General features: G+C 39.0%; 19 protein-coding genes. 8 read left to right on the forward strand and 11 right to left on the reverse strand.

From position 1 onward, the window contains the following. Positions 1-88 precede the first annotated feature (88 nt). The 3 genes from I9192_RS17545 to I9192_RS17555 are packed head-to-tail and all read right to left on the reverse strand — an operon-like array spanning position 89 to position 4,682. Positions 89-1,207, reverse strand: a complete 1,119-nt coding sequence (locus I9192_RS17545) for an NADH:flavin oxidoreductase/NADH oxidase (protein ID WP_005033504.1) — start codon at positions 1,205-1,207, stop codon at positions 89-91. 19 nt (positions 1,208-1,226) lie between these two features. Further along, the gene (locus I9192_RS17550; RefSeq protein ID WP_005033507.1) at positions 1,227-3,350 is read right to left on the reverse strand and encodes a TonB-dependent receptor; all 2,124 of its coding nucleotides are present in this window, start codon (positions 3,348-3,350) and stop codon (positions 1,227-1,229) included. A 33-nt stretch (positions 3,351-3,383) separates the two neighbouring features. Beyond that, positions 3,384-4,682: a carbohydrate porin gene (locus I9192_RS17555; protein ID WP_005033510.1), complete on the reverse strand. Its 1,299-nt coding sequence runs from the start codon at positions 4,680-4,682 to the stop codon at positions 3,384-3,386. Positions 4,683-5,071: 389 nt separating this feature from the next. On the opposite strand from I9192_RS17555, the gene mutM reads away from it, so the two are divergent. Then, entirely contained in the window at positions 5,072-5,923 is an 852-nt protein-coding gene (gene mutM, locus I9192_RS17560) for a bifunctional DNA-formamidopyrimidine glycosylase/DNA-(apurinic or apyrimidinic site) lyase (RefSeq protein WP_005033513.1), read from the forward strand. Further along, positions 5,920-6,204, forward strand: a complete 285-nt coding sequence (locus I9192_RS17565) for a peptidylprolyl isomerase (protein ID WP_005033515.1) — start codon at positions 5,920-5,922, stop codon at positions 6,202-6,204. Before mutM ends, I9192_RS17565 begins: the two co-directional genes overlap by 4 nt. Here the strand turns inward: I9192_RS17565 and I9192_RS17570 are convergent. The 4 genes from I9192_RS17570 to typA form a co-directional block, all read right to left on the reverse strand. Then, positions 6,201-7,115, reverse strand: a complete 915-nt coding sequence (locus I9192_RS17570; protein WP_005033517.1) for a hypothetical protein — start codon at positions 7,113-7,115, stop codon at positions 6,201-6,203. The genes I9192_RS17565 and I9192_RS17570 overlap by 4 nt on opposite strands. Positions 7,116-7,129: 14 nt before the next feature. Next, positions 7,130-7,771: a hypothetical protein gene (locus I9192_RS17575; RefSeq protein ID WP_005033520.1), complete on the reverse strand. Its 642-nt coding sequence runs from the start codon at positions 7,769-7,771 to the stop codon at positions 7,130-7,132. A gap of 130 nt (positions 7,772-7,901) precedes the next feature. After that, complete coding sequence (gene mscL, locus I9192_RS17580) at positions 7,902-8,333, reverse strand: large conductance mechanosensitive channel protein MscL (RefSeq protein ID WP_004829921.1); 432 nt, start codon at positions 8,331-8,333, stop codon at positions 7,902-7,904. Positions 8,334-8,526: 193 nt separating this feature from the next. After that, on the reverse strand, positions 8,527-10,362 hold the full coding sequence (gene typA / locus I9192_RS17585; protein ID WP_004829923.1) for a translational GTPase TypA: 1,836 nt from the start codon (positions 10,360-10,362) through the stop codon (positions 8,527-8,529). 174 nt (positions 10,363-10,536) lie between these two features. On the opposite strand from typA, the gene I9192_RS17590 reads away from it, so the two are divergent. The 4 genes from I9192_RS17590 to I9192_RS17605 all read left to right on the forward strand — a co-directional run bounded on the left by I9192_RS17590 (position 10,537) and on the right by I9192_RS17605 (position 16,079). Next, complete coding sequence (locus I9192_RS17590; RefSeq protein ID WP_005033523.1) at positions 10,537-11,910, forward strand: uracil-xanthine permease family protein; 1,374 nt, start codon at positions 10,537-10,539, stop codon at positions 11,908-11,910. A gap of 70 nt (positions 11,911-11,980) precedes the next feature. Further along, entirely contained in the window at positions 11,981-13,012 is a 1,032-nt protein-coding gene (locus tag I9192_RS17595; protein WP_005033525.1) for a class I SAM-dependent methyltransferase, read from the forward strand. A 2-nt stretch (positions 13,013-13,014) separates the two neighbouring features. Then, entirely contained in the window at positions 13,015-14,478 is a 1,464-nt protein-coding gene (locus I9192_RS17600) for an amino acid permease (protein WP_004829930.1), read from the forward strand. A gap of 395 nt (positions 14,479-14,873) precedes the next feature. Continuing rightward, a complete protein-coding gene (locus I9192_RS17605; protein ID WP_005033529.1) occupies positions 14,874-16,079 on the forward strand; it encodes an RtcB family protein in 1,206 nt (401 codons plus the stop codon). Between the two features lie 68 nt (positions 16,080-16,147). Here the strand turns inward: I9192_RS17605 and I9192_RS17610 are convergent, their stop codons facing one another. From I9192_RS17610 to omp38, 3 genes are all read right to left on the reverse strand, one after another. Further along, on the reverse strand, positions 16,148-16,678 hold the full coding sequence (locus tag I9192_RS17610) for a hypothetical protein (protein ID WP_005033532.1): 531 nt from the start codon (positions 16,676-16,678) through the stop codon (positions 16,148-16,150). A gap of 76 nt (positions 16,679-16,754) precedes the next feature. Further along, on the reverse strand, positions 16,755-17,210 hold the full coding sequence (locus I9192_RS17615; protein ID WP_005033535.1) for an OmpA family protein: 456 nt from the start codon (positions 17,208-17,210) through the stop codon (positions 16,755-16,757). 116 nt (positions 17,211-17,326) lie between these two features. Beyond that, on the reverse strand, positions 17,327-18,358 hold the full coding sequence (omp38, locus tag I9192_RS17620; protein WP_004829936.1) for an outer membrane protein Omp38: 1,032 nt from the start codon (positions 18,356-18,358) through the stop codon (positions 17,327-17,329). Between the two features lie 517 nt (positions 18,359-18,875). Here omp38 and I9192_RS17625 point away from each other — a divergent pair. Together I9192_RS17625 and I9192_RS17630 are read left to right on the forward strand one after the other, a co-directional pair. Next, complete coding sequence (locus I9192_RS17625) at positions 18,876-19,265, forward strand: GspH/FimT family protein (protein ID WP_227567604.1); 390 nt, start codon at positions 18,876-18,878, stop codon at positions 19,263-19,265. Between the two features lie 116 nt (positions 19,266-19,381). Further along, the gene (locus I9192_RS17630) at positions 19,382-20,557 is read left to right on the forward strand and encodes a thiolase family protein (protein WP_005033539.1); all 1,176 of its coding nucleotides are present in this window, start codon (positions 19,382-19,384) and stop codon (positions 20,555-20,557) included. Between the two features lie 423 nt (positions 20,558-20,980). On the opposite strand, the gene I9192_RS17635 is transcribed toward I9192_RS17630, so the two are convergent. Then, a complete protein-coding gene (locus I9192_RS17635) occupies positions 20,981-21,301 on the reverse strand; it encodes a DUF2834 domain-containing protein (protein WP_005033541.1) in 321 nt (106 codons plus the stop codon). Between the last annotated feature and the right edge of the window lie 455 nt (positions 21,302-21,756).

Here is a 21,756-nt window from a genome sequence, read left to right on the forward strand (position 1 = left end):
CTTGTAAATAAAGATATATCCTAGAATATATCTTTGATGAATATAAATACTTTAAAAGAATAATAGATTACACAAAACTGTAATGTCATCAGTATGCTGAAAACAAATCCTTTATTCCATGAGGCTGACAACGTAAATACTGAGGTGCAATCGAAATGTGAGCGCCCAGTTTCGCTGCAGCATGCCATGGCCAACGTGGGGCATACAAGATTGCTCTTGCCAATGCAATTGCATCTGCCTCACCCTGCTGAAGAATCTGTTCAGCCTGTTCAGCCTCGGTAATCAACCCGACAGCAATTACTGGAATATTCACTTGTTGTTTAATTGCATTGGCAAATGGCACTTGATAGTTTGCACCAATCTTGATGTTTTGTTGAGCATGTAAGCCACCTGAGGATACATGGATATAGACCGCCCCCAACTGTGCCAAGGCTTTTGATAAACCAATACTCGACTCAATGTTCCAACCATTTTCAGCATCCATCCAGTCCGTTGCTGAAAGGCGTACACCTATAGGATAATTGGCAGGCACTGCATTTCGAATGGCTTGAAAAACCTCTAAAGTTAAGCGAATACGATTTTCAAAACTACCACCATATTGATCCGTACGATAATTCGACAATGGTGACATAAATTGATGTAGCAAATAGCCATGGGCTGCGTGGATTTCAATCAATGAAAAACCTGCCTCAACAGCACGGATTGCAGCCTGTGCAAAATCATCAATGATGACTTGTATTTCATCAAGCGTTAATGCATGTGGTGCAACATCTTCAATGTTGAATGCAATATCACTGGCAGAAACTGTCTGCCAACCATGCGCATGATCTGCTGCAATTTGCCCTTTCCCCAACCATGGTTTATCCGTTGAGGCTTTACGTCCTGCATGTGCAAGTTGTACGCCAAAAGGCGTTGGCGCTATCGTTTTTACTTTATTCAATAAAGCCTTTATTTGATCTCGTTGTGTATCATTCCACAAACCAAGGTCTGCATAGCTGATACGTCCTTCTGCTTGAACCGCAGTCGCTTCAACAATACACAAGCTTGCACCTGACAAAGCATAATTTGCCCATTGCTGTTCGTGCCAATACGTGATTTCACCTTGATCAGTTGCAGAATATTGACACATTGGTGCAATAATTATTTTATTGCTCAATGCGAGCGAGCCAAATTGAATGGATTCAAATAACTTCGGTTGAGCAGACATAAATTACTTTCCCAGCGAATTAAAATTGTTTGGTGACACTCAAACCGGCACTCCAGTTAATACCATCTGCAGGTTCAAAGAATCGCCCATTACCATCATTCACAATGACTGAACCCACATAGTTTTTGTCGAATAAATTATCGACTCGAGCAAAACTACGGACTTTCCAATCTTTGTTTTTCCAGATATAACCGACATTTAGGCTGGTGACTGTATAACTTGGTGCAGTATCTGTATTGAGATCGTCAACATAGATTTTATCCATATAACGAACATCGACCCCAGCATTTAAACCACTTTCTGGAAGCCAACCAAGTCCAATAAAGGCTTGATTTTTAGCAATACCGGGAATGTAGTTTCCACTTTGGATGACTTTTTTCGGATCTGTATTTGGGATATCGGCATCAAATGTTGCATCTAGGAAGCTATAACTGGCTTGTGCAGTAATATCTTTCCATAGTTTTTTATTCCAAGACAATTCAACGCCCTGACGCAATGTCTTGTCTGCATTTTGATAGGTCGCTCGACCATCCACAGAACCGGCAGAAACAATATCATCTCGTGTATTGCTTTGAAAAACTGCAGCCGTGAAATTACCCAATTGATTTTGTGCCTTTAAACCCAGTTCATAGTTATCACTGGTCGAAGGTTTCAGTGCAAAGTTTATCCCTGAAGTTCCACTGGTTGGATAAGCCATTTCAGTGAAAGTTGGTGTTTCAAATCCTTTGGCATAGCTGATATAACTGCTAATCTCAGGCGTAATTTCCCATGTCAAAGCAGCTGATGGAAGTAATTTGTTATAATCTGTTTGCCCACTATCGTTGCCATTAGAGCTTGTGATGTAATGATCTTTAGATTCATAATGGACATTGCTATAACGCAATCCTGTATCTAGCCGTACAGTTGGTAAAAATTGCCAAGACACCTGAAGATACGGATCTAAATTCCATAAAGTATTTCGTTCATCACGGCGTAGCTTACCTTTTACTCCATATTGACCATTGGCATCAAAATTCTCATATCCTTGGCGATCTTCATTCATGGCATCATAAGCAAGCCCTGCACTGATACGCGTGTTCGGCAAAAGCTCTTTACCTGTCCAACGTAAATCTGCACCATAAAAATCTCTAGAGAAATCAATAACACCACCTGCATGGCGAGGATTCTTTTGAGCAGTATTCGGAATAGATTGATATTGTGTGACCTCTCGATGACCTAAATAAGCCATTGAATAAATTTCATTTTGGTCGTTGATGGGTTTGGTCCAATTAACACCTGTTTGTGTCTGATTAATATCTTTGCGCACATTATAGATATTCTTACTATCATTCACTTGTTTAGGGTTTTGCTTCCATTGATCCCGACTGAGACCTTGTGGATCATCCGCATGAATATTTACATAGTTGGTGATCCAATTAATTTTTGAGCCGTCATCCAAATCCCAAGTGAGTTTAGCATTACTCAAGGTTTTTCTTGCTGCACTATGATCACGATAGCCATCAGTATCAAAATACGAAGAACTAATCACATAACTTGGCTCATTGGCTTTATCGGCACCACCTTGTAAAACAATATCAGCACGCCCTTTATTGTTACTTCCACCTGAGTATCCTAACTCAATCGAATCGCGCCCTGTTCCCTCTTTGGTCGTGGTTAGAATCGTCCCACCTGATGAATTTCCATAGAGTGATGAAAAAGGTCCACCCAGTACTTCAATATGATCCAAACTGCTTAAATCAATATTTGACGTCTGACCTTGTCCATCGGGCATGGTTGCAGGAATACCATCCACATACAAACGGATACCACGGACACCAAAGGTTGAACGTGCACCGAAGCCACGCATGGACAGTTGTAAATCTTGCGCATAATTTTCACGGTTATTGAGCTGTAAGCCCGGAATGCCTTTGAGAGTTTCAGTGAGGTTCACTCCCATATTATTTTGATTTTGCTGTTGGTCTATACGATAAACAGATGCAGGCGTATTGAGTATGCTCGTGTCTGAGCGTGTTGCTTCAACTTTAATGGTGGGGAGTTGCTGAGTGGAATCCTGAGATTCCGATTCAGCATAGATGTTCTGGGAAATACAGACTGTTAAACAAAGTAGTGTGGTATTAATTTTTAAATGTTTCACTCTTTGCATCTAGGTTTCCTCGGGTGATTGCAGAAAATAATTTTAGAAAATAATTTTAGACCCCAAGCCAATGACCAATGCATTGTCGACCTGATTGGTTGCACCAGGATGCACCACATACTGCACTAAAGGACGAAGCATGAACCATTTGGCAGGGTAATATGAGTAATTTAACTCAACATTATACTCTGCATCTTCATTCAGCTGTCTTAAATTTGTGCCTAAGCGACTATTATTCACATAATCCGTATAACGATCGTTCAAATGTACTCTATTGACGGCTAAGCCTAGAATATCGTTGGGTTGGCTTTTAAATAGTCCATAGTACTTTAAACCCAGTTGTTGTGAATCACTTACCGCTGTTGTCGTCCGATCATGTACAGTAAAATTACCAAAGCTATGTAGACCTCGTTTGCCCTCACCTACTGAGGTCAATTGCTGTTCAAAGGCAATCCAGCCGCCATATGTACGATCTTCAGCCTTAGTTGCTGCTTTATAAGCCACATCGTACTGATTTTTTGCCTCGTCAGCAGTATTGTAAAGCGTACCAAAGCGATAACTGCCTGGTAAAGCATTGAAACCTTGCTTTGGTGACCACACCACTTCAGAAAGAATATTTACACCATCAGCATGTTTGGTATCCAAGTTCCAGCCTAGACGCTCCAAAGCATTGTCTGGGTTGTATTCAAAAACGCCCACTTGTGCGAATAACTCAGGATTGATTTGATACTTCAAACGTCCGCCCCATTGTGAAACGGGTGTGTTATACCAAAGCTTACCTTGCCATTTCCCCATTTGTGCAGCACAGAATGCATTGCCTTGGAAATCACAAGCCATGGTATTAAATTCAGTCCCCAAACCCATTCGACCTACACGAATACTGAGCCCTTGTTCTTTAAAGTTTTTTTCAATATAGAGTTCACTCAAACGACTTCCTGAATTACCTCGCCCCCAATTGGCTTGAGAGTTCGCCCATTGTGGTGCATCAGGTGCCTGAATCCCTCTTAATGATGTGCTTTCCCCTTGGCGTGCGGTGACTAAAGCACGAATCGTAACATCACTCCAACCTGCTAATTTCGCCATATCCAAAGTAGTTCCAAGACCAAACTGGGTTGCAAAGGTTGGTGCTTGATGTGCATCATAACCACCATCAGCAAGATATGAACCATCCATGGCAATCGTACCATCGAATTTGATCCCTTTTTCAGCCCACTCAGTACGTGTACCATTCCAGTCCCCTGTCATGGTTGATCCATGCAGGTCAAAAGCATCTTCAGCCGATGCAACAGACATCATGGTAAAAGTAGAGATTGCCAATAAAGGATAAGCAATTTTTTTCATGGGGCAGCCTAATTTGGAGCAGAATGAATACAGATAATTTTGTTAATTTCAAACTTTTGATCCTTATAAAATTAATATAAAAATCATATTTTAAAATCACAATCACGCCTAAAATACTATGGAGAATCCAAATTATTTATAGAGATTATTTACTAGAAATTTACACATTTTTTTACATATAACTATCAGATATTTTTTATCAATCGGAAAACTTTATTTTATCAATAAACTTTATTTTAATTAACAAAAGCTTATCAAACACGCTAACGAGTCATTCTGCGATTTATCTTATGGCTTCAACCTAAAGTCGTAGGACTAACAGTATCGCACTTTAAAGCCGTCCCATTCTTGCATACAATAATGAGCTCTTATCCCAATACGACACATGCATGCCTGAATTACCTGAAGTTGAAACAACTAAAACCAGCTTAGTTCCCTTAATCAATCAGAAAGTGATGTATGTCCAAGTCCGTGAATCTCGCTTACGTTGGCCAATTCCCGAAGATATTCAGCAACTTCAAGGTCAAAAACTCATTGGTTTAACTCGTCGTTCCAAATATATTTTGGCTGAGTTCGAACGTCATACAATGCTCTGGCATTTAGGGATGTCAGGCAGCTTTAGAATTTGTGATGAGTCAGATGAAATGAGAAAGCATGATCACCTCATCATTCAATTTGAAGATATGCAATTACGCTATCATGATCCACGCCGATTTGGCTGCATTATTTGGCTGAATGAACAAAGCCAAAGCAAACTTATTGATACTTTAGGTCCTGAACCCTTAAGTGATGAATTTAATGCTGAATATTTGTTTGAAAAATTAAAAAATAAAAATGTCGGCACAAAAGTTGCAATCATGGATAACCATATTGTCGTTGGTGTAGGAAATATCTATGCAACTGAAAGCTTATTTAATTTGGGTATTCACCCTGCCCAACCTGCGTCAAGCTTATCAAAGCTACAAGTTCAAAATTTGGTGATTGAAATTAAACGAATCCTAAAGCAAGCAATTGATTTGGGTGGGTCAACTTTACGAGATTATAGCAATGCGATGGGTGAAAATGGCTATTTTCAACAAACTTTGTTGGCATATGGTCGCGCAGGTGAAATGTGTATCAACTGTGAAACGACTTTGGAAAATCTAAAACTTGGACAAAGAGCCAGTGTTTTTTGCCCCCAATGCCAACCACTTAAGCGAATCAAAGATACGCCTAAAAAGATACGAGGAAAAAGTAAATGAAAACTGCAATCGTTCGACATATTCTCGTCAAAGACAAAGATCTTGCAGAGCAGCTCAAGAAGAAGATCCATGATGGCGCTGATTTTGCCAAAATTGCGAAACAACATTCAACGTGTAATTCAGCTAAACGTGGTGGTGAACTGGGTGAAGTGAAAAAAGGACAGCTTGTTCCTGTGATTGATAAATTGGTATTTACTGCGGCTGAACATATCCTACATGGACCTGTAAAAAGTCAATTTGGTTTTCATTTGGTTGAAATTAAATTTCGTATGGATTTTTAGTTTAAAGATTTACATTCTTGGTATGAAGTTGAAATGATATCGCCTTGTCTGGCAATTCCCGTACTTGCACCTTGCTCAAAACTCATCCATGCTGTAGTAAGGGGCTGACTCGGTTGATTGATATATCCATACAATCCTTTACCTTGCCCTTGAATAATACAGATTGGCTGGTTTATAAATAACTTCTGAGTATTGCCACTTAGAATTTGAACTGTTTGCTCTATAACTGTTTCGGAATCATCATTTCGCTCTAATGACTTTGAAATGTCTTCCGCAGACTTTACTGTCAAATGCAAAGGTTGATCAAACACAAGTGCTTTAAAGCGTTTAGGCAATGCTTGATAAGATGGTGATGGTTCTTCATCACCTTTATAATGATGATAATCCTGAATATGACAATGAATCTTCTTAAATTGCGAACGCGCACTTCCCATCGTTTGTGACCATGACATTGAACTGGCTACATCCTCAATATCTTTAATTAGAAATGCACTTTGAGAGTTTCGCAAATAAATAAAGTTTTCAAAATCTGCACTTTGGTTTGCCAAGGGGTCTGACTTAGTCATTTTTTCCGTTTTTAAAATGATTTGGTCATTTCGTTTTATATATTGACCTGTTTGCAATTCAATATTTGAAACTTGATCCATAGAAGAATACTTGACATCATCAAAGCTTAATATTTCAAATCTGTTGTTTTTAATTCCAATAAAGGTATATAAACCAAATGCGTAGTGACTAAAATAAACTCCTTGAACCTGATCATTAGAATCATATTGTTCACACATCGAGGTTACTTGAGGGCGTATTTCTGGGCTGAACTGCTTAATAAAATTTTCATCAACTTTAACATGGGCTTGGCATCCATAGATTAGAAAACTCGCCAAAAAAATAAAAATCTGAGCTGTTCTCATGAATTTAAACTCTTTTATATATTTGAATCACTTTGTTCAGGTTTAAACTCATGGACAAACTTCGCATAATCATCAATATACGTCCTAAACATCTCTGCTCTGGTCGTAAAGTAAAAAATTTCATTGCCATTTCTGACAATATTTTCAGGCGATTTACCATTGCAGTAACCTCCTGCCGAATTAACGGCTGATTCCAGCATTTTAAAACTTTGTTCAGCTGTCGCTTCATCTTTAAAACTAAACACCAACAAGACAAAATCTGGACGATACTGTTGATCATCACCTAATTTTTCTTTACTGACGGCTTTATATGAACGAATTCCTTCGCCTTTTACTTGTATGACTTTGTTGAGCGTACAATCATTTTCCGACCATGATGATCCACTGTCTTTTTCAATAAATTCAAAATTAGCCTTTAACAACCGTGTTTCCAAAGCAAGTAACAGTGCTTCATTTTCATCTGTTGAATCTGTTTCAATGGTGGCATACGTGGTCTGTTCATTCGGCATATCGCTAAATGTCAAACCACTTGCAGCTTGGGCTTGATCTGCACGTTCAGCCTGAGCCTTTTCTACCGCCTGTTGTTCTTTTGGATGCTCAGAACAAGCGGATAAAGCCATGAGTGTGATCACTATCCCTATGCTTTTTTTTACCATAGCCATCATCCTTTTATGTTCTCGCATAAAAAACGGTACTTAATCGTACCGTTTCAATTCGTTTCTTTACAATCATTTTATATTTCTAAAACCACTTAAAAATATAATCCTGCAACTTCAATCCAATTTATTAGGCTTGCGGACGTTTCTTCAATTCATCACGAATTTCACGGAGTAATTCAATATCTTCAGGTGTTGCAGCAGGTGCAGCTTCAGCAGGTTTACGGATTTTATTAAGGAATTTAACCAACAGAAATACAACCCAAGCCAAAATCAGGAAGTTTAAGAAGATCGTGATGAAGTTACCATAGGTTAAAACATTCACACCTGCTTTTTGTAAAGCATCCAATGAAGTTAAATTATTCGGGTTGTCCCCCAATACAATAAATTTTTGTGTGAAATCTACACCGCCCCCTGTGATTACAGAGATCAATGGCATGATCACGTCTTTGACCAATGAGTCAATAATTTTACCAAATGCCCCACCGATGATGACACCAATTGCCATATCCATCATGTTGCCTTTAATGGCGAACTCTCTGAATTCTGAAAGAATACTCATATTTTAACTCCAAGCCAATTTTAGGTATTTTTTATGTGACGAAGTATACATTATGTTTCCATGTACATTTCCGCTTAATTTACTCGTTTTTTGTTAAAAACCAAAAGCCTTTTACATTTATATAAAAAAACCGCAATTTATTAAAAAATTGCGGTTTTTTTGCTAGAAATGAAATTATTCCTAGTTAAAACACTTAGCCACGAGAAGCACGTTTACGTTCATTTTCAGTTAAGAATTTTTTACGAATACGAACAGATTTAGGTGTAACTTCAACTAATTCGTCATCTTCAATAAATTCTAATGCTTGTTCAAGCGTGAATTTAATAGCAGGTGTCAACGTTAATGCTTCATCTGTACCAGATGCACGCATGTTAGTTAACTGTTTCGCTTTAGTTGGGTTCACAGTCATGTCGTCTGAACGAGAGTTCATACCTACGATCATACCTTCATACACTTCTAACTGTGGTTCAGCAAACAGACGACCACGGTCTTGTAAAGTGAACAATGCAAACGCTAAGCAAGTACCGTTAACCATAGAGATCAACACACCATTTTGACGTTTCGCAACTGCACCCTGTTTCGCAGGACCATAATGCGAGAAGCTTGAAGTCATGATACCAGTACCAGAAGTAATGGTTAAGAATTCAGAACGGAAACCAATCAAACCACGAGATGGAACAGTTGCTTCAATACGGATACGACCTTTGCCGTCAACTTCCATATTGGTCAACTCACCTTTACGGTTACCCATTTGCTCCATAACAGAACCTTGATGCTGTTCTTCAACATCAAATGTTACGTTTTCGTATGGCTCTTGCATTTCGCCATCAACTTCTTTCATGATCACTTGCGGACGAGAAACACCCATCTCGAAGCCTTCACGACGCATTGTTTCAATCAATACTGAAAGATGAAGTTCACCACGACCAGATACTTTGAAACGGTCTGGACTGTCAGTATCTTCTACACGTAAAGCAACGTTATGAATCAATTCACGATCCAAACGTTCACGGATATTACGTGAAGTTACAAATTTACCTTCTTTACCCGCAAACGGTGAGTTGTTTACTTGGAAAGTCATCGAAACTGTAGGTTCATCTACAGACAATGCAGGTAAAGCTTCAACATTTTTAGGATCACAGATCGTGTCAGAAATGTTTAATGCATCTAAACCAGTGATACATACGATATCACCTGCCTGAGCTGAATCTACATCTACACGCTCAAGACCATGATAACCCATAATTTTTAAGATACGACCATTACGTGTCTTGCCATCTTTATCGATCACAGTCACTGGTGTATTGGTTTTTACTGAACCACGTTGAATACGACCCACACCGATTACACCCACAAAACTATTATAGTCAAGTGAAGAAATCTGCATTTGGAATGGACCATCAACATCAACTGAAGGTGGTTCAACAATATCTACGATTGTTTCGAACAACGGGGTCATATCTTCAGCAAGTTCTTCTGGAGATGGACCAGCAACACCACGAAGACCAGAAGCATAAACAACTGGGAAATCTAATTGTTCGTCGCTACCGCCTAAGTTATCAAACAAATCGAATACTTGATCGATCACCCAGTCTGGACGAGCGCTTGGCTTGTCTACTTTGTTGATGATCACGATTGGCTTCAAACCACGCGCAAACGCTTTTTGAGTTACAAAGCGAGTTTGAGGCATTGGACCTTCTTGTGAATCAACCAAAAGAAGTACACAGTCAACCATAGACATTACACGTTCAACTTCACCACCGAAGTCAGCATGTCCCGGGGTGTCGACGATGTTAATGCGGTATTCAGTGTTTGTACGTTTGTCTAACCATTTGATTGCAGTGTTTTTTGCAAGAATGGTAATACCACGTTCAGACTCAAGCGCATTCGAATCCATAACACGCTCAATCTCACCCGCGCGGTCACCGAGTGCACCTGATTGTTGTAAAAGTTTATCTACTAGAGTCGTTTTACCATGGTCGACGTGCGCGATGATGGCAATATTACGGAGAGTTTTAATATCAGACATGTAAATTCGATACGCTTTAAATTTGAGGGCAAATTATACAGAAAAAAGATAACTTTTAGTAGTGACAGTTTATTGACAGTTACAAGTTTTTTTCACAACTGCTGGCTTTTTATTTTGTAATAGTGTGTAAAGCGATTAGAATAGCGCCATCTCGCAGCTTCCTCTTTCTGTACCATGTCTGATTCTCATACCTCTTCCGATCAAAAACAGGGTCAAATCGATCTTATTTATGGTTTAAATGATCGTCCAAAACCACTTATCGCATTTTTTGCTGCTTTACAACACTTATTGGCGATTATCGTTCCAATTGTGACCCCGGGTTTACTCATTTGTTTAGCACTAGGCGTATCGCCTCAAGACACCAACATGATTTTATCGATGTCTTTGGTGATTTCAGGGGTAGCTACTTTTTTACAATGCAAAAAAATTGGACCTTTTGGTGCAGGTCTATTGATCGTACAGGGTACAAGCTTTAACTTTATTGGACCAATGATTGGGATTGGTTCTGCAATGGTAGCAGCGGGTACTCCTGTTGAAGCAGTCATGGCTTCTATTTTTGGTGTGGTGATCGCAGGTTCATTTATTGAAATGGGTGTATCACGCATTTTACCTTGGGTGAAAAAACTCATTACACCATTGGTGACAGGAATCGTGGTATTGCTGATTGGATTGACCCTAGTTAAAGAAGGTCTTATCAGTATGGGGGGTGGCAAACAAGCGATGGATAACCATACTTTTGCCAGTACAGACAATCTAATTATGTCATGTACAGTATTGGCGATTATCATCTTACTCAATCGATTTAAAGTGGTTTGGATTAAGAGTTCTGCAATTTTAATCGCCTTAGTGATTGGATATATTCTTGCAGGCTTTATGGGCTATTTAAATTTTTCAGGCTTAAAAGATGCCCCATTAATTCAAATCCCAACACCTATGCACTTTGGAATTAGTTTCTCTTGGAGTTTGTTTATTCCAATGGCATTCATCTACCTTGTGACCTCTCTAGAAGCAATTGGTGACGTGACTGCGACCTCAAAAATCTCAAACCAACCTGTTGATGGTCCTGTTTGGATGGAGCGAATCAAAGGTGGTGTATTGGTCAATGGTGCAAACTCATTTCTTGCAGGGCTGTTCAATACCTTTCCAAGTTCTGTTTTTGCCCAAAATAATGGTGTGATTCAATTGACAGGTGTTGCGAGTCGATTTGTCGGTATTTGGATTGCGATAATGCTCATCATTCTTGGATTATTTCCAGCTGTTGCTGGAATCATCCAAGCTGTGCCTCAAGCCGTTCTTGGTGGTGCAGTCATGGTGATGTTTGGTGCTGTAGCAGCATCGGGAATTAACATTTTATCGGGAATTCAACTTGACCGTCGTGCCTTGTTGATTATTGCAATTTCACTTGCACTTGGCTTAGGTGTTGCCCAAGTTCCTCAAATTTTAGAACATTTACCAGAATTACCACGCAATATCTTTAGTTCTGGTGTTGCGACAGGCGGACTAGCTGCCTTAATTTTAAATTTAGTTTTGCCTGAAACTAAAAAATAACGAATCAATTCTTTATAATGCCCAGCCTAGACTGGGCATTATTGTTCAATTTTAATGATGGATGGTGAATATGGAGCCAAGAAGTGAAGTTGTCATTCGACAGCATGACTATCTCTCTGGACGTGTTTTATTGGTCAATGCACCAACGGATGATCTACTTTCAAATTTAGCTCATGACATCGAGGCAAGTGTTTGGACTTGGAATTACAATGAGTTCCAATATTTCCAAAACCAACAAGCCAACGTGCATTTTGGAACAGACATGGCAGAGGCTGATTTTGATCAAGCTATCGTTTTTGTCCCAAAATCCAAAGAATTACTCAATTATGTTCTGCATCAGTTGGTTGCTCGTTTAGCAATCGGCGCTTCAATTTTTTTGGTTGGAGAAAAGAAAGGCGGTGTTGAACGTGCTGCAAAACAATTATTGCCTTATGGTCAAGCCATAAAATTAGACAGCGCACGTCATTGCCAAATGTGGCAATTGACGACTGATAAAACCGTGACTCCGAAACCGCTCGCACAATGGGCGCAAGAATACAATGTCAGCACGCCTTCAGGTGATCTTCGCATTTGTGCCCTACCTGGTGTATTTAGTCAAAATCGATTAGATATTGGAACTGCTGTACTATTGCCTTATTTGAAACAAGTCACTTCAGGAAAAATTGCTGACTTTGGATGTGGTGCGGGGGTCATCAGCGCATTTCTCTCAAAACTCAATCCTAAAAATCGTATTTTTGCTTTAGATGTTGATGCTTTTGCTTTAGCTTCAACACAAATGACGTTTGAAAAGAATCATCTACCTTTAGAACAACTCGAAATAAAAGCAGTGACTGGAATTGAGGATGCGCCATTGTTTTTACATGCCATCGTCAGCAATCCACCGTTTCACCAAGGTATTCAAACCGACTACAATGCCAGTGAAACATTATGTAAAACTGCAAAACGACATTTAAAATCAGGCGGTGAATTATGGATTGTGGCAAACCGCTTCCTAAATTACCCATTACTCATTGAGCAGAGCTTTGGTCAATGCATTACAAAAGCCGATCAACAAGGCTTTAAAGTGCTATTCGCCAATACTCAAAAAAGCAGTAAGGAATAACGATGAGCGAAACAGATCATCCACAACTCCAGCGTAAGCTTGGAGCACGACATTTAAACATGATCGCGATTGGCGGTTCTATCGGTACAGGATTATTTCTTGCTTCTGGTCAAACCATTGCCACAGCAGGTCCAGGTGGAGCACTACTTGCCTATGTACTGATTGGTATTATGATTTATTTCTTAATGACCAGTTTGGGTGAATTGGCAACCCACAATCCAACTTCAGGTGCATTTTTTACCTATGGTAATAAATATGTAGAAGAAGGCTTTGGATTCGCTCTGGGTTGGAACTATTGGTATAACTGGGCAATTACTGTTGCTTTTGAGCTGGTTGCAGTTCAGTTCATTATGAAGTTTTGGTTTCCCGATATTCCTGGATTCTGGTGGAGTGCAATCTTTCTCGCCATTATCTTCTTTATCAATGCATTAACCGTCAAAGGCTTTGGTGAAAGTGAATTCTTATTCTCCTTGGTCAAAGTCATTGCCATCCTGTTCTTTATTGTGATTGGCTTATTCATGATTGGCAAAATCATGTTAGATCCAACAGATTCAATTACAAAGAATTGGACTATTGGTGATGCACCTTTCGTGGGTGGATTCCAAGCCTTGGTCGGTGTTGCCATGATTGCAGGATTCTCATTTCAGGGAACTGAAATGGTAGGCGTTGCTGCGGGTGAATCTAAAGATCCAAAGAAAACCATTCCGATTGCAATCAAACAGATCTTTTGGCGAATTCTGTTATTCTATATCTTATGTATTTTTATCATCGGTACCTTGGTTGCATATACAGATCCAAATCTTGCTCTTGCCGCTGAAGGCGACGGTAATATTACCCTTTCACCATTTACCTTATTGTACGAAAAAGCAGGATTAGCTTTTGCAGCAGGATTAATGAATGCGGTGATTTTAACTGCGATTATGTCTGCGGGTAATTCGGGCATGTATTCATCAACACGTATGTTATTTGATATGGCTCGTGAAGGAAAAGCACCACGAATTTTCGCTAAACTCGATCTGCGTGGCGTGCCAATGAATGCACTCTATGCCACGACTGCAATTGCAGCACTGTGTTTCTTGACCACCTTTATTGGTGAAAGTGTGGTATTTACGTGGCTGTTAAATATGTCAGGAATGTGTGGTTTTATCGTGTGGTTAGGTATTGCAGTCTCGCATTATCGCTTCCGTAAAGGCTATTTGGCACAAGGTCACAAACTGGAAGATTTAGCGTATCGAGCAAAATTCTTCCCATTTGGTCCTTGGTTTGCATTTATTCTCTGTGCCATTATTATTCTTGGACAAAATTCAGAGGCTATTCTTGCAGGCAAATGGATGAGCGTGCTGTCCACTTATATCAGTATTCCGCTGTTCCTTGTGATTTGGCTTGGTTATAAATGGAAGCATAAAACTAAATTTGTACCTTATGACAAAATGGATGTCAGTCCAATTTCAGTGGAAAAAGAATAAATCAGCGTATTTAGATAAAGCAGCTTTCGAGCTGCTTTATTATTTTTTAGCTTAAAGGACCCTGTTTAATCTAAAAAAATTGGCGGGATGGATTGACAAAGTTTTTTTTATTTATAGAATAGCGCCCATTGGATAATATCCAAACAGAATTTTGGTCTTTGATTTTCGAATCAAAAAATAAACAGGAGTACGACATGCAACAACTTGAGAAAACATTGAATTAAGATTAAATCGTCGTCTACTCACGGACACTGATTTAATCAAAGTGTCCGAATGTCAGTTTCAAACCTAGCATTCGCTAGGTTTTTTATTGCCTACTGAATCCAAGTCATGGATGGGTAATATTTATTTAAAACTTTCGGACAATAAAAATAATTTGCTTAGAGAATGAAAAAATGGGCATACAAATGATTTTGAACGCCAAAGCAGAATATGGCGTTCCTGTAAAAATTTATACTACGGATGTAGATGAAGAAAGCCTGACACAGCTACGAAAGATGTCACAGCTGCAATTTATTCACTCGCATATTGCAGTCATGCCTGATGTACATTTAGGTAAAGGGGCTACAGTAGGTAGTGTGATTCCGACTAAAAATGCCATCATTCCTGCTGCTGTGGGTGTGGATATTGGTTGTGGAATGAATGCTTTAAGATTAAGTCTAAAAGCTGCTCAACTTCCCGACAACTTGAGTAGTTTACGTAACGCGATTGAAAGAAAAGTTCCTGTTGGCTTTGAAATACACAAGCAAATTAAAGCCAAAGCATCAACACTTTCACCTTTAGATAAAAAACTAAAGTTAATTACTGACAAGCATCCAGCATTAAAACGTATGTTACGTAGTTTTGATGTCACTTGGCAGAAACAACTTGGAACTTTAGGGGGTGGAAACCACTTTATTGAACTTTGCCTTGATGAAAATGATGATGTTTGGGTCATGCTACATTCGGGCAGTCGTGGTTTGGGCAATGTGATTGGTACGTATTTTATTGAACGTGCCAAAAAAGAAGCGCAAAACCGTTTTGGTCATGTGCCTGATAAAGACTTGAGCTATTTTGCAGAAGGTTCAAGCAACTTTGATGATTATGTTGAAGCTGTTGAATGGGCACAAGAATATGCTTTTGAAAATCGCCGTGAAATGATGCGTTTAATTTTGGAAGCCATTCGTCCATTATTACCCAGCTTTCAGATGACCAAAGAAGCGATTAATTGCCACCATAATTATGTGCAAAAAGAGCTTCACTTTGGTGAAGAAGTCTTTGTTACCCGCAAAGGTGCAATTCGTGCAGGGCTTGATGAATACGGAATTATTCCGGGGTCAATGGGCGCGCAATCCTTTATTGTAAAAGGCAAAGGCAATCCAGATTCATTCTGTTCATGTTCACACGGTGCAGGACGGAAAATGAGTCGAACAAAAGCTAAACATTTGTTCAATCAGCAAGATCTAATCACACAAACTGCTGGCGTTGAGTGTCGTAAAGACAAAGGCGTGGTAGATGAAATCCCTAGTGCCTATAAAGATATTCATCAAGTTATGGCAAATCAAAGCGATTTGATTGAAGTGGTGCATACCCTTAAACAAGTATTGTGTATTAAAGGCTAAGTCTTAATTGTAGTTAAGCACTTCCTTTTTGTGAGTTTCGATTTGCAAAGAGGAAATCGAACGCAAAGTTAACTGTATCGGAGCTTAGGACAATATTCACGAATGACGATGACCTGTTGGCAAATACCTTCAGCCTGGCGTTGTTGTTCAAAAATATTTTTTTGCATTGGATCAAAGCTATCATAAAAACATATTTCTTGATCATCAATTGAATACACCAAGGAATGATTACCAACCCCCTCTAAAGTGTCATAATAAACAACTATGGCATAACCCTGTTCAATGTTGGTTTGAATATCTTGATAAGTTAAGGGTTGTTCAATAGCCAAACCTAGACGATTTGCCTCTGTGTAATGCTCAATTTCTTTGAAGTGAATATTGGGATCTTCTGCTGTATGAAATACAACATCAAAACCTAATTTCTTAAGCCCAACTGCCAAGCCTATTGTAAATGTTCCATCTTCAGAGTCATGCTTGCAAAGCTGAACGAGCGTTTGAATATCAACTTGGATAACATAATTTTGCATCAGCATCCAGACCGCAAAAATACCGCCATTGGCTTCTAAATTCAGTAATTCATCGGGAAGTTGTAGACTCATTCACAATCCAAACACTTAAAAAATCTGAGTAAATCATTATAACGTGTATAGAAAAAAATTGAGTTCTATTGTGAATTTACTTAATTTTTAAAATAACAGTGACCCGTCTATTTTTTGCTTTACCTTCCGCAGTTTTATTATCTGCGATAGGCTTTGTTGGACCCAAACCAAGAGTAATCAATTGATCAGGATTAACCTTATATTCACTCACTAAATAATCTTTGACGATATTTGCACGTGTCAATGAGACTTTATTATTGGCAGCCAATGAGCCTGAACTGTCTGTATGTCCTTCGATATTAAGCACAAAATTTTTATTGGTTTGCAATAACTGTGCAGCAACTGATAAAGCTGGGCGATATTGCGGATCGATTTCAGTCGATTTCGGCTGAAAATATATAGAAAGCCCATGTTTCAAAGACTTTACTTCGTTTGGATATTGTTTTTGGATGGAAACAGTATTGCTATTTATGGGCGTAGACGTGCAAGCAATTAAACTCAACAACATCAATCCTAGAATCACGTATTTCATGACTAACCTATAATTATTGATTTTTGCTTCAGTTTTATTTAGATATTGATCAATTATATGTATTTCCAATAAAAAAGCGACTCAATTGAGTCGCCTTTTTTTAACTAAATAATTAATTATTTAGTTACAGTACGGCTACCAGTGATCGTCGCGAATACACGACGGTTCATAGCACGACCTTCTTTAGTTTTGTTGTCAGCAATCGGTTGATCCCAAGCGAAACCTTGAGTAGACAAACGAGATGCATCAATGTTGTACTCGCTTACAAGCGCTGATTTAACAGAGTTAGCACGAGCTAAAGATAAACGTTCGTTTAACTTACGTGGACCAGTGTTATCTGTGTGACCTTCAATACGAGCAGTCGCATTCGGGAATGTATTCAACGCATCAGCTACTTTAGCAACTTCTGGTTTATACTGATCTTTGATGTTTGATTTGTTTGTATCAAAGAACACACGAAGTTCCATGTTCAAATCTTCAGTAAGAACTTGTGGAGCTGGTTCTACTGGAGTTGGAGCAACTGGAACCACTGGAGCAACTTCTACTACAGGAGCAGCAGGTTTCAAGTGACCACCAAGAACTACGTTAAGACCTGCAAGAGCAGTATAGTTCCAGAATTTTTCGTCAAAGTTATAAGTACCACGAGCTTCAGTACGAAGAGATAAAGCATCGTTTAAGCGCCAGAAAGCACCAACACCCGCGTTACCTAAAGTACCTTCTTCGTTGTTGTGGTAAGACATGTCATCAAGTTTGTACTTGTAATGACCAGCACCTAACAATACGTATGGCTTGATTTTGCTGTCATAGTTTTTAGTGATCAAATCAGAAGTAGCATAGAAGTTACCGTTGATTTGAGTTTGCTTGTATTCAGAACCAGCAACGCCAGTACCGTCAAGATCACCTTTAACTTGGTTATATTCAGCTTCGAAACCTAACCATGGAGTAAGTTCAACACCAAGTGCAGCACCAACGAATAAATCGTCTTGTAACTCAGGACCGTTAGTTAACTCGCCTTTGTCACCACCGTTGTTGTGTTGAGAGTCTTGGAAAGTGTAACCAAGCATTAATGGTGTAACAGTTACACCAGCATTAGCAGCAGCGAGTGGAGCAGCAACAAGCATAGCAAGTGCGATACGACTCAATTTCATGGATATCCTCCAGAGATAACAATTGTTGTTCAAGCCTAGCCTAAAATTTATTGGCTACCCTGAGATAAATTTTAATACCCCAGTATTATTTTTAAGCTACTCACGTTGAATCATACAAACACTTGAGGCTTTTTCCAAGTGCTTGATAACTTTAATCAAGTAAATTATTGACAAAATTACTTACAATTTCCGTTGTAATTCGGTAACTTTCTACTCAATTTTTTTTCGTGAATCGCTTATCTTTTTACTACCTGTATTTTAGCAGTAAAAGAAAGTGATAGTAATAAATATTTTACTACAAAAGCGTTTCAATAAGATTTAATAGACAAGTCATTATTTTTCAAATAAAAAACAATACTTAACAGAAGATTAAAACATGTATTTTTATTGTAAAGAACAAGGTTTTTCTTTGTTTGAGCTTATAAGCATAATTGTTATCGTTGCAATAATTTGCCTAATCAGTTTGCCTTTTTATCATGATTGGATGCAAAAGCAAGAATTTCGATCGATTCATCCCATGATTCAACAGCATGTTTCTTATGCAAGAAGTCAGGCATTGGCACGACGAACAACGGTTGTCATATGTTCGTCGGAAAGCTTGATCCAATGTGAAAAAAACACGTGGCATAAAGGCATAATTATTTTTACAGATCGTAATAAAAATAAGCAGATTGACGATGGCGAGCTCATACTCCTTAAAACTGAAAAAAATATTAAATATGGAACCTTGACTTGGATTGGGAGTGCCAGTAGCCGTGATGTCTTGACCCTTCAAGGTGATACCGGACTACCACGTGGTTCACCAGGCAGTTTTTACTATTGTGGGCATCATGATACTGACAACAATACCCGCTATAAAATCGGACGAATGGCGACTTTAAATAAGGAGCCTACTGAAAAATGTTAAAAACTGTTCTCTAGCGTCTACATATATTGCATATTCAGCATTTATTCTTGTGCTGTTTTTTATATACTGCTTAAGTTTTGGATATATTTAACAAGAATCATGTGGAGATCAGAACAATGACTGACATCGTAATTGTCAATGGTGCACGTACTGCAATGGGCGGTTTTCAAGGTAGCCTAGCCAATGTCACTGCGCCTGAATTAGGTGCTATAACCATTAAAGAAGCAATTGCGCGCGCTGGTTTACAACCCAATGATGTAGAAGAAGTCATTATGGGTTGTGTACTCCCTGCTGGTTTGAAACAAGGTCCTGCTCGTCAAGCGATGCGTAAAGCTGGCTTACCTGATTCAACAGGTGCAGTCACAATCAATAAACTATGTGGTTCAGGCATGAAAGCTGTTATGCAAGCCGCTGATGCGATTAAAGCAGGTTCTGCAGAGATCATTGTTGCTGGTGGTATGGAGTCGATGACCAACGCACCATATCTACTGCCGAAAGCCCGTGGTGGATATCGTATGGGACATGGTGAAGTCAAAGACCATATGTTCTTTGATGGACTGGAAGATGCTGAAACTGGTCGCTTAATGGGATCTTTTGCACAGGATATGGCGAATAGCAAAGGTTATAGCCGTCAACAAATGGATGACTTTGCCATTCGTTCTTTACAACGTGCTCAAAAAGCCATTACTGAAGGTTGGTTTAAAGACGAAATCGTACCTGTGACTGTTTCAGGTCGTAAAGGTGATGTGGTTATTGATCAAGATGAACAACCGTTTAATGCCAATATTGAAAAAATTCCAACCTTACGTCCAGCATTTGCTAAAGATGGAACCATCACGGCTGCAAATGCCAGCTCAATTTCGGATGGTGCATCTGCTTTAGTTTTAACCTCTACAGATGTTGCAAAGGCAAAAGGTCTGCAACCTTTAGCAAAAATTGTGGCTTATGCTTCAAACTCTCAACATCCATCTGAATTTACCATTGCCCCTGTAGGTGCAATCCAAAAAGTTTTAAATAAAACAGGCTGGGATGCTCAAGATGTCGACTTATGGGAAATCAATGAAGCTTTTGCTATGGTCACTATGTGTCCAATCGATGAATTCAAATTAGATGCGGAAAAAGTCAACATCAATGGTGGCGCCTGCGCATTAGGACATCCTGTAGGCTCAACTGGCTCACGCATTATCTTGACGTTGATCCATGCATTAAAACGTACAGGTGGCAAAAAAGGTATTGCAGCATTGTGTATTGGTGGTGGTGAAGCAACCGCTGTGGCGATTGAAATTCTTTAAGCTTTTTCTTATAGATTAAAACTCACTGAAATAAAAAGGCATCACCATTATGGTTGATGCCTTTTTATTTTAATGTCATTCGATAAAAAACCAAATCCATCCCACGCCTCTGTTAAAAGGCTCAAGCCTATATGCTACCAATCAATATGATTCACTTCATATCAATAGAATATCTTTGCTTTTTTTCATCAGCCAATCTTGCCTGACATTGCGATCGTGAAGCGACATGAATGTCTTCATGTTGAGTGGGAGTATATGAGCAAAAACAAGGCTCTATTTTGTTTACAGTGCAAGAAGAGCGTTAAAAAAATTGATTGAGTAAAGTAACGCTTCGCCTACGCAAATCAGTGAAAACTTTTCTCAAAATATAAGACTGTAAATGCGCCTTGTTTATACCATGTAAATTTTCAAGAATGCTGTGATTTATACCGCTCTTTGTTCAAGGTGACATTGTTTCATATATAAAAATAAAGGCAGCCCGACTGATGCTCCGCCCATCAGCGAAGCAATGACAGGGACCCATAATCTATTCATTTTCAGTTGTTGACCATCCTGTATCACCATAACGACAATCACCACAACGGTGACAATGACATCTAGCCATGCAAATGCAGCGATTGGGTTATCAATAATTTGCTGAAAAAACAGGGTTAAGTTTAATCCATGTTGATTTAACCACAGGATAAATTGTGAGAATGGAAGAATGATTCCAAGGAGGGTCAATAGCGCGTATATTCTTTTCATGATTATTCCTTTCTAATTAAATTGACCTTATTTTCAAAAGATTTAAATATAACCTGAGTTCGATAAAAATCCTTGATGAAAGATGATACATCCAAACCGCCTGATTATTCATACAAGTGATTTGGATGATTCATTTATTTTGTACTTTTCAATCATAGATGGTCTTGCTATCGTGAGGCGACATGGATGTCGCCATGTTGAGCGGGGGTATGAGGATGTACCCCTCGCTCAACGAAAGATTTTTGTCACTTTTCATCTCTGAAAAGTGAGGCATCCCTACGCAAAACAATTTAAACTTTAGAAGTAAAGCGTGGCAGTGCAAGCTTTAGATCATCAAACAATCTATTGATCGCCTTCATTTTATTGATCAAGACAAATGAAACGCTATTGATGGTTGCGCTTGCGGAGCTCCGCTCCTCATTCTAAAATTGGATGAAAAGGTAGCAAGAATCCAT

The organism is Acinetobacter bereziniae (assembly GCF_016576965.1).
Classification (GTDB): Bacteria; Pseudomonadota; Gammaproteobacteria; order Pseudomonadales; family Moraxellaceae; genus Acinetobacter; species Acinetobacter bereziniae.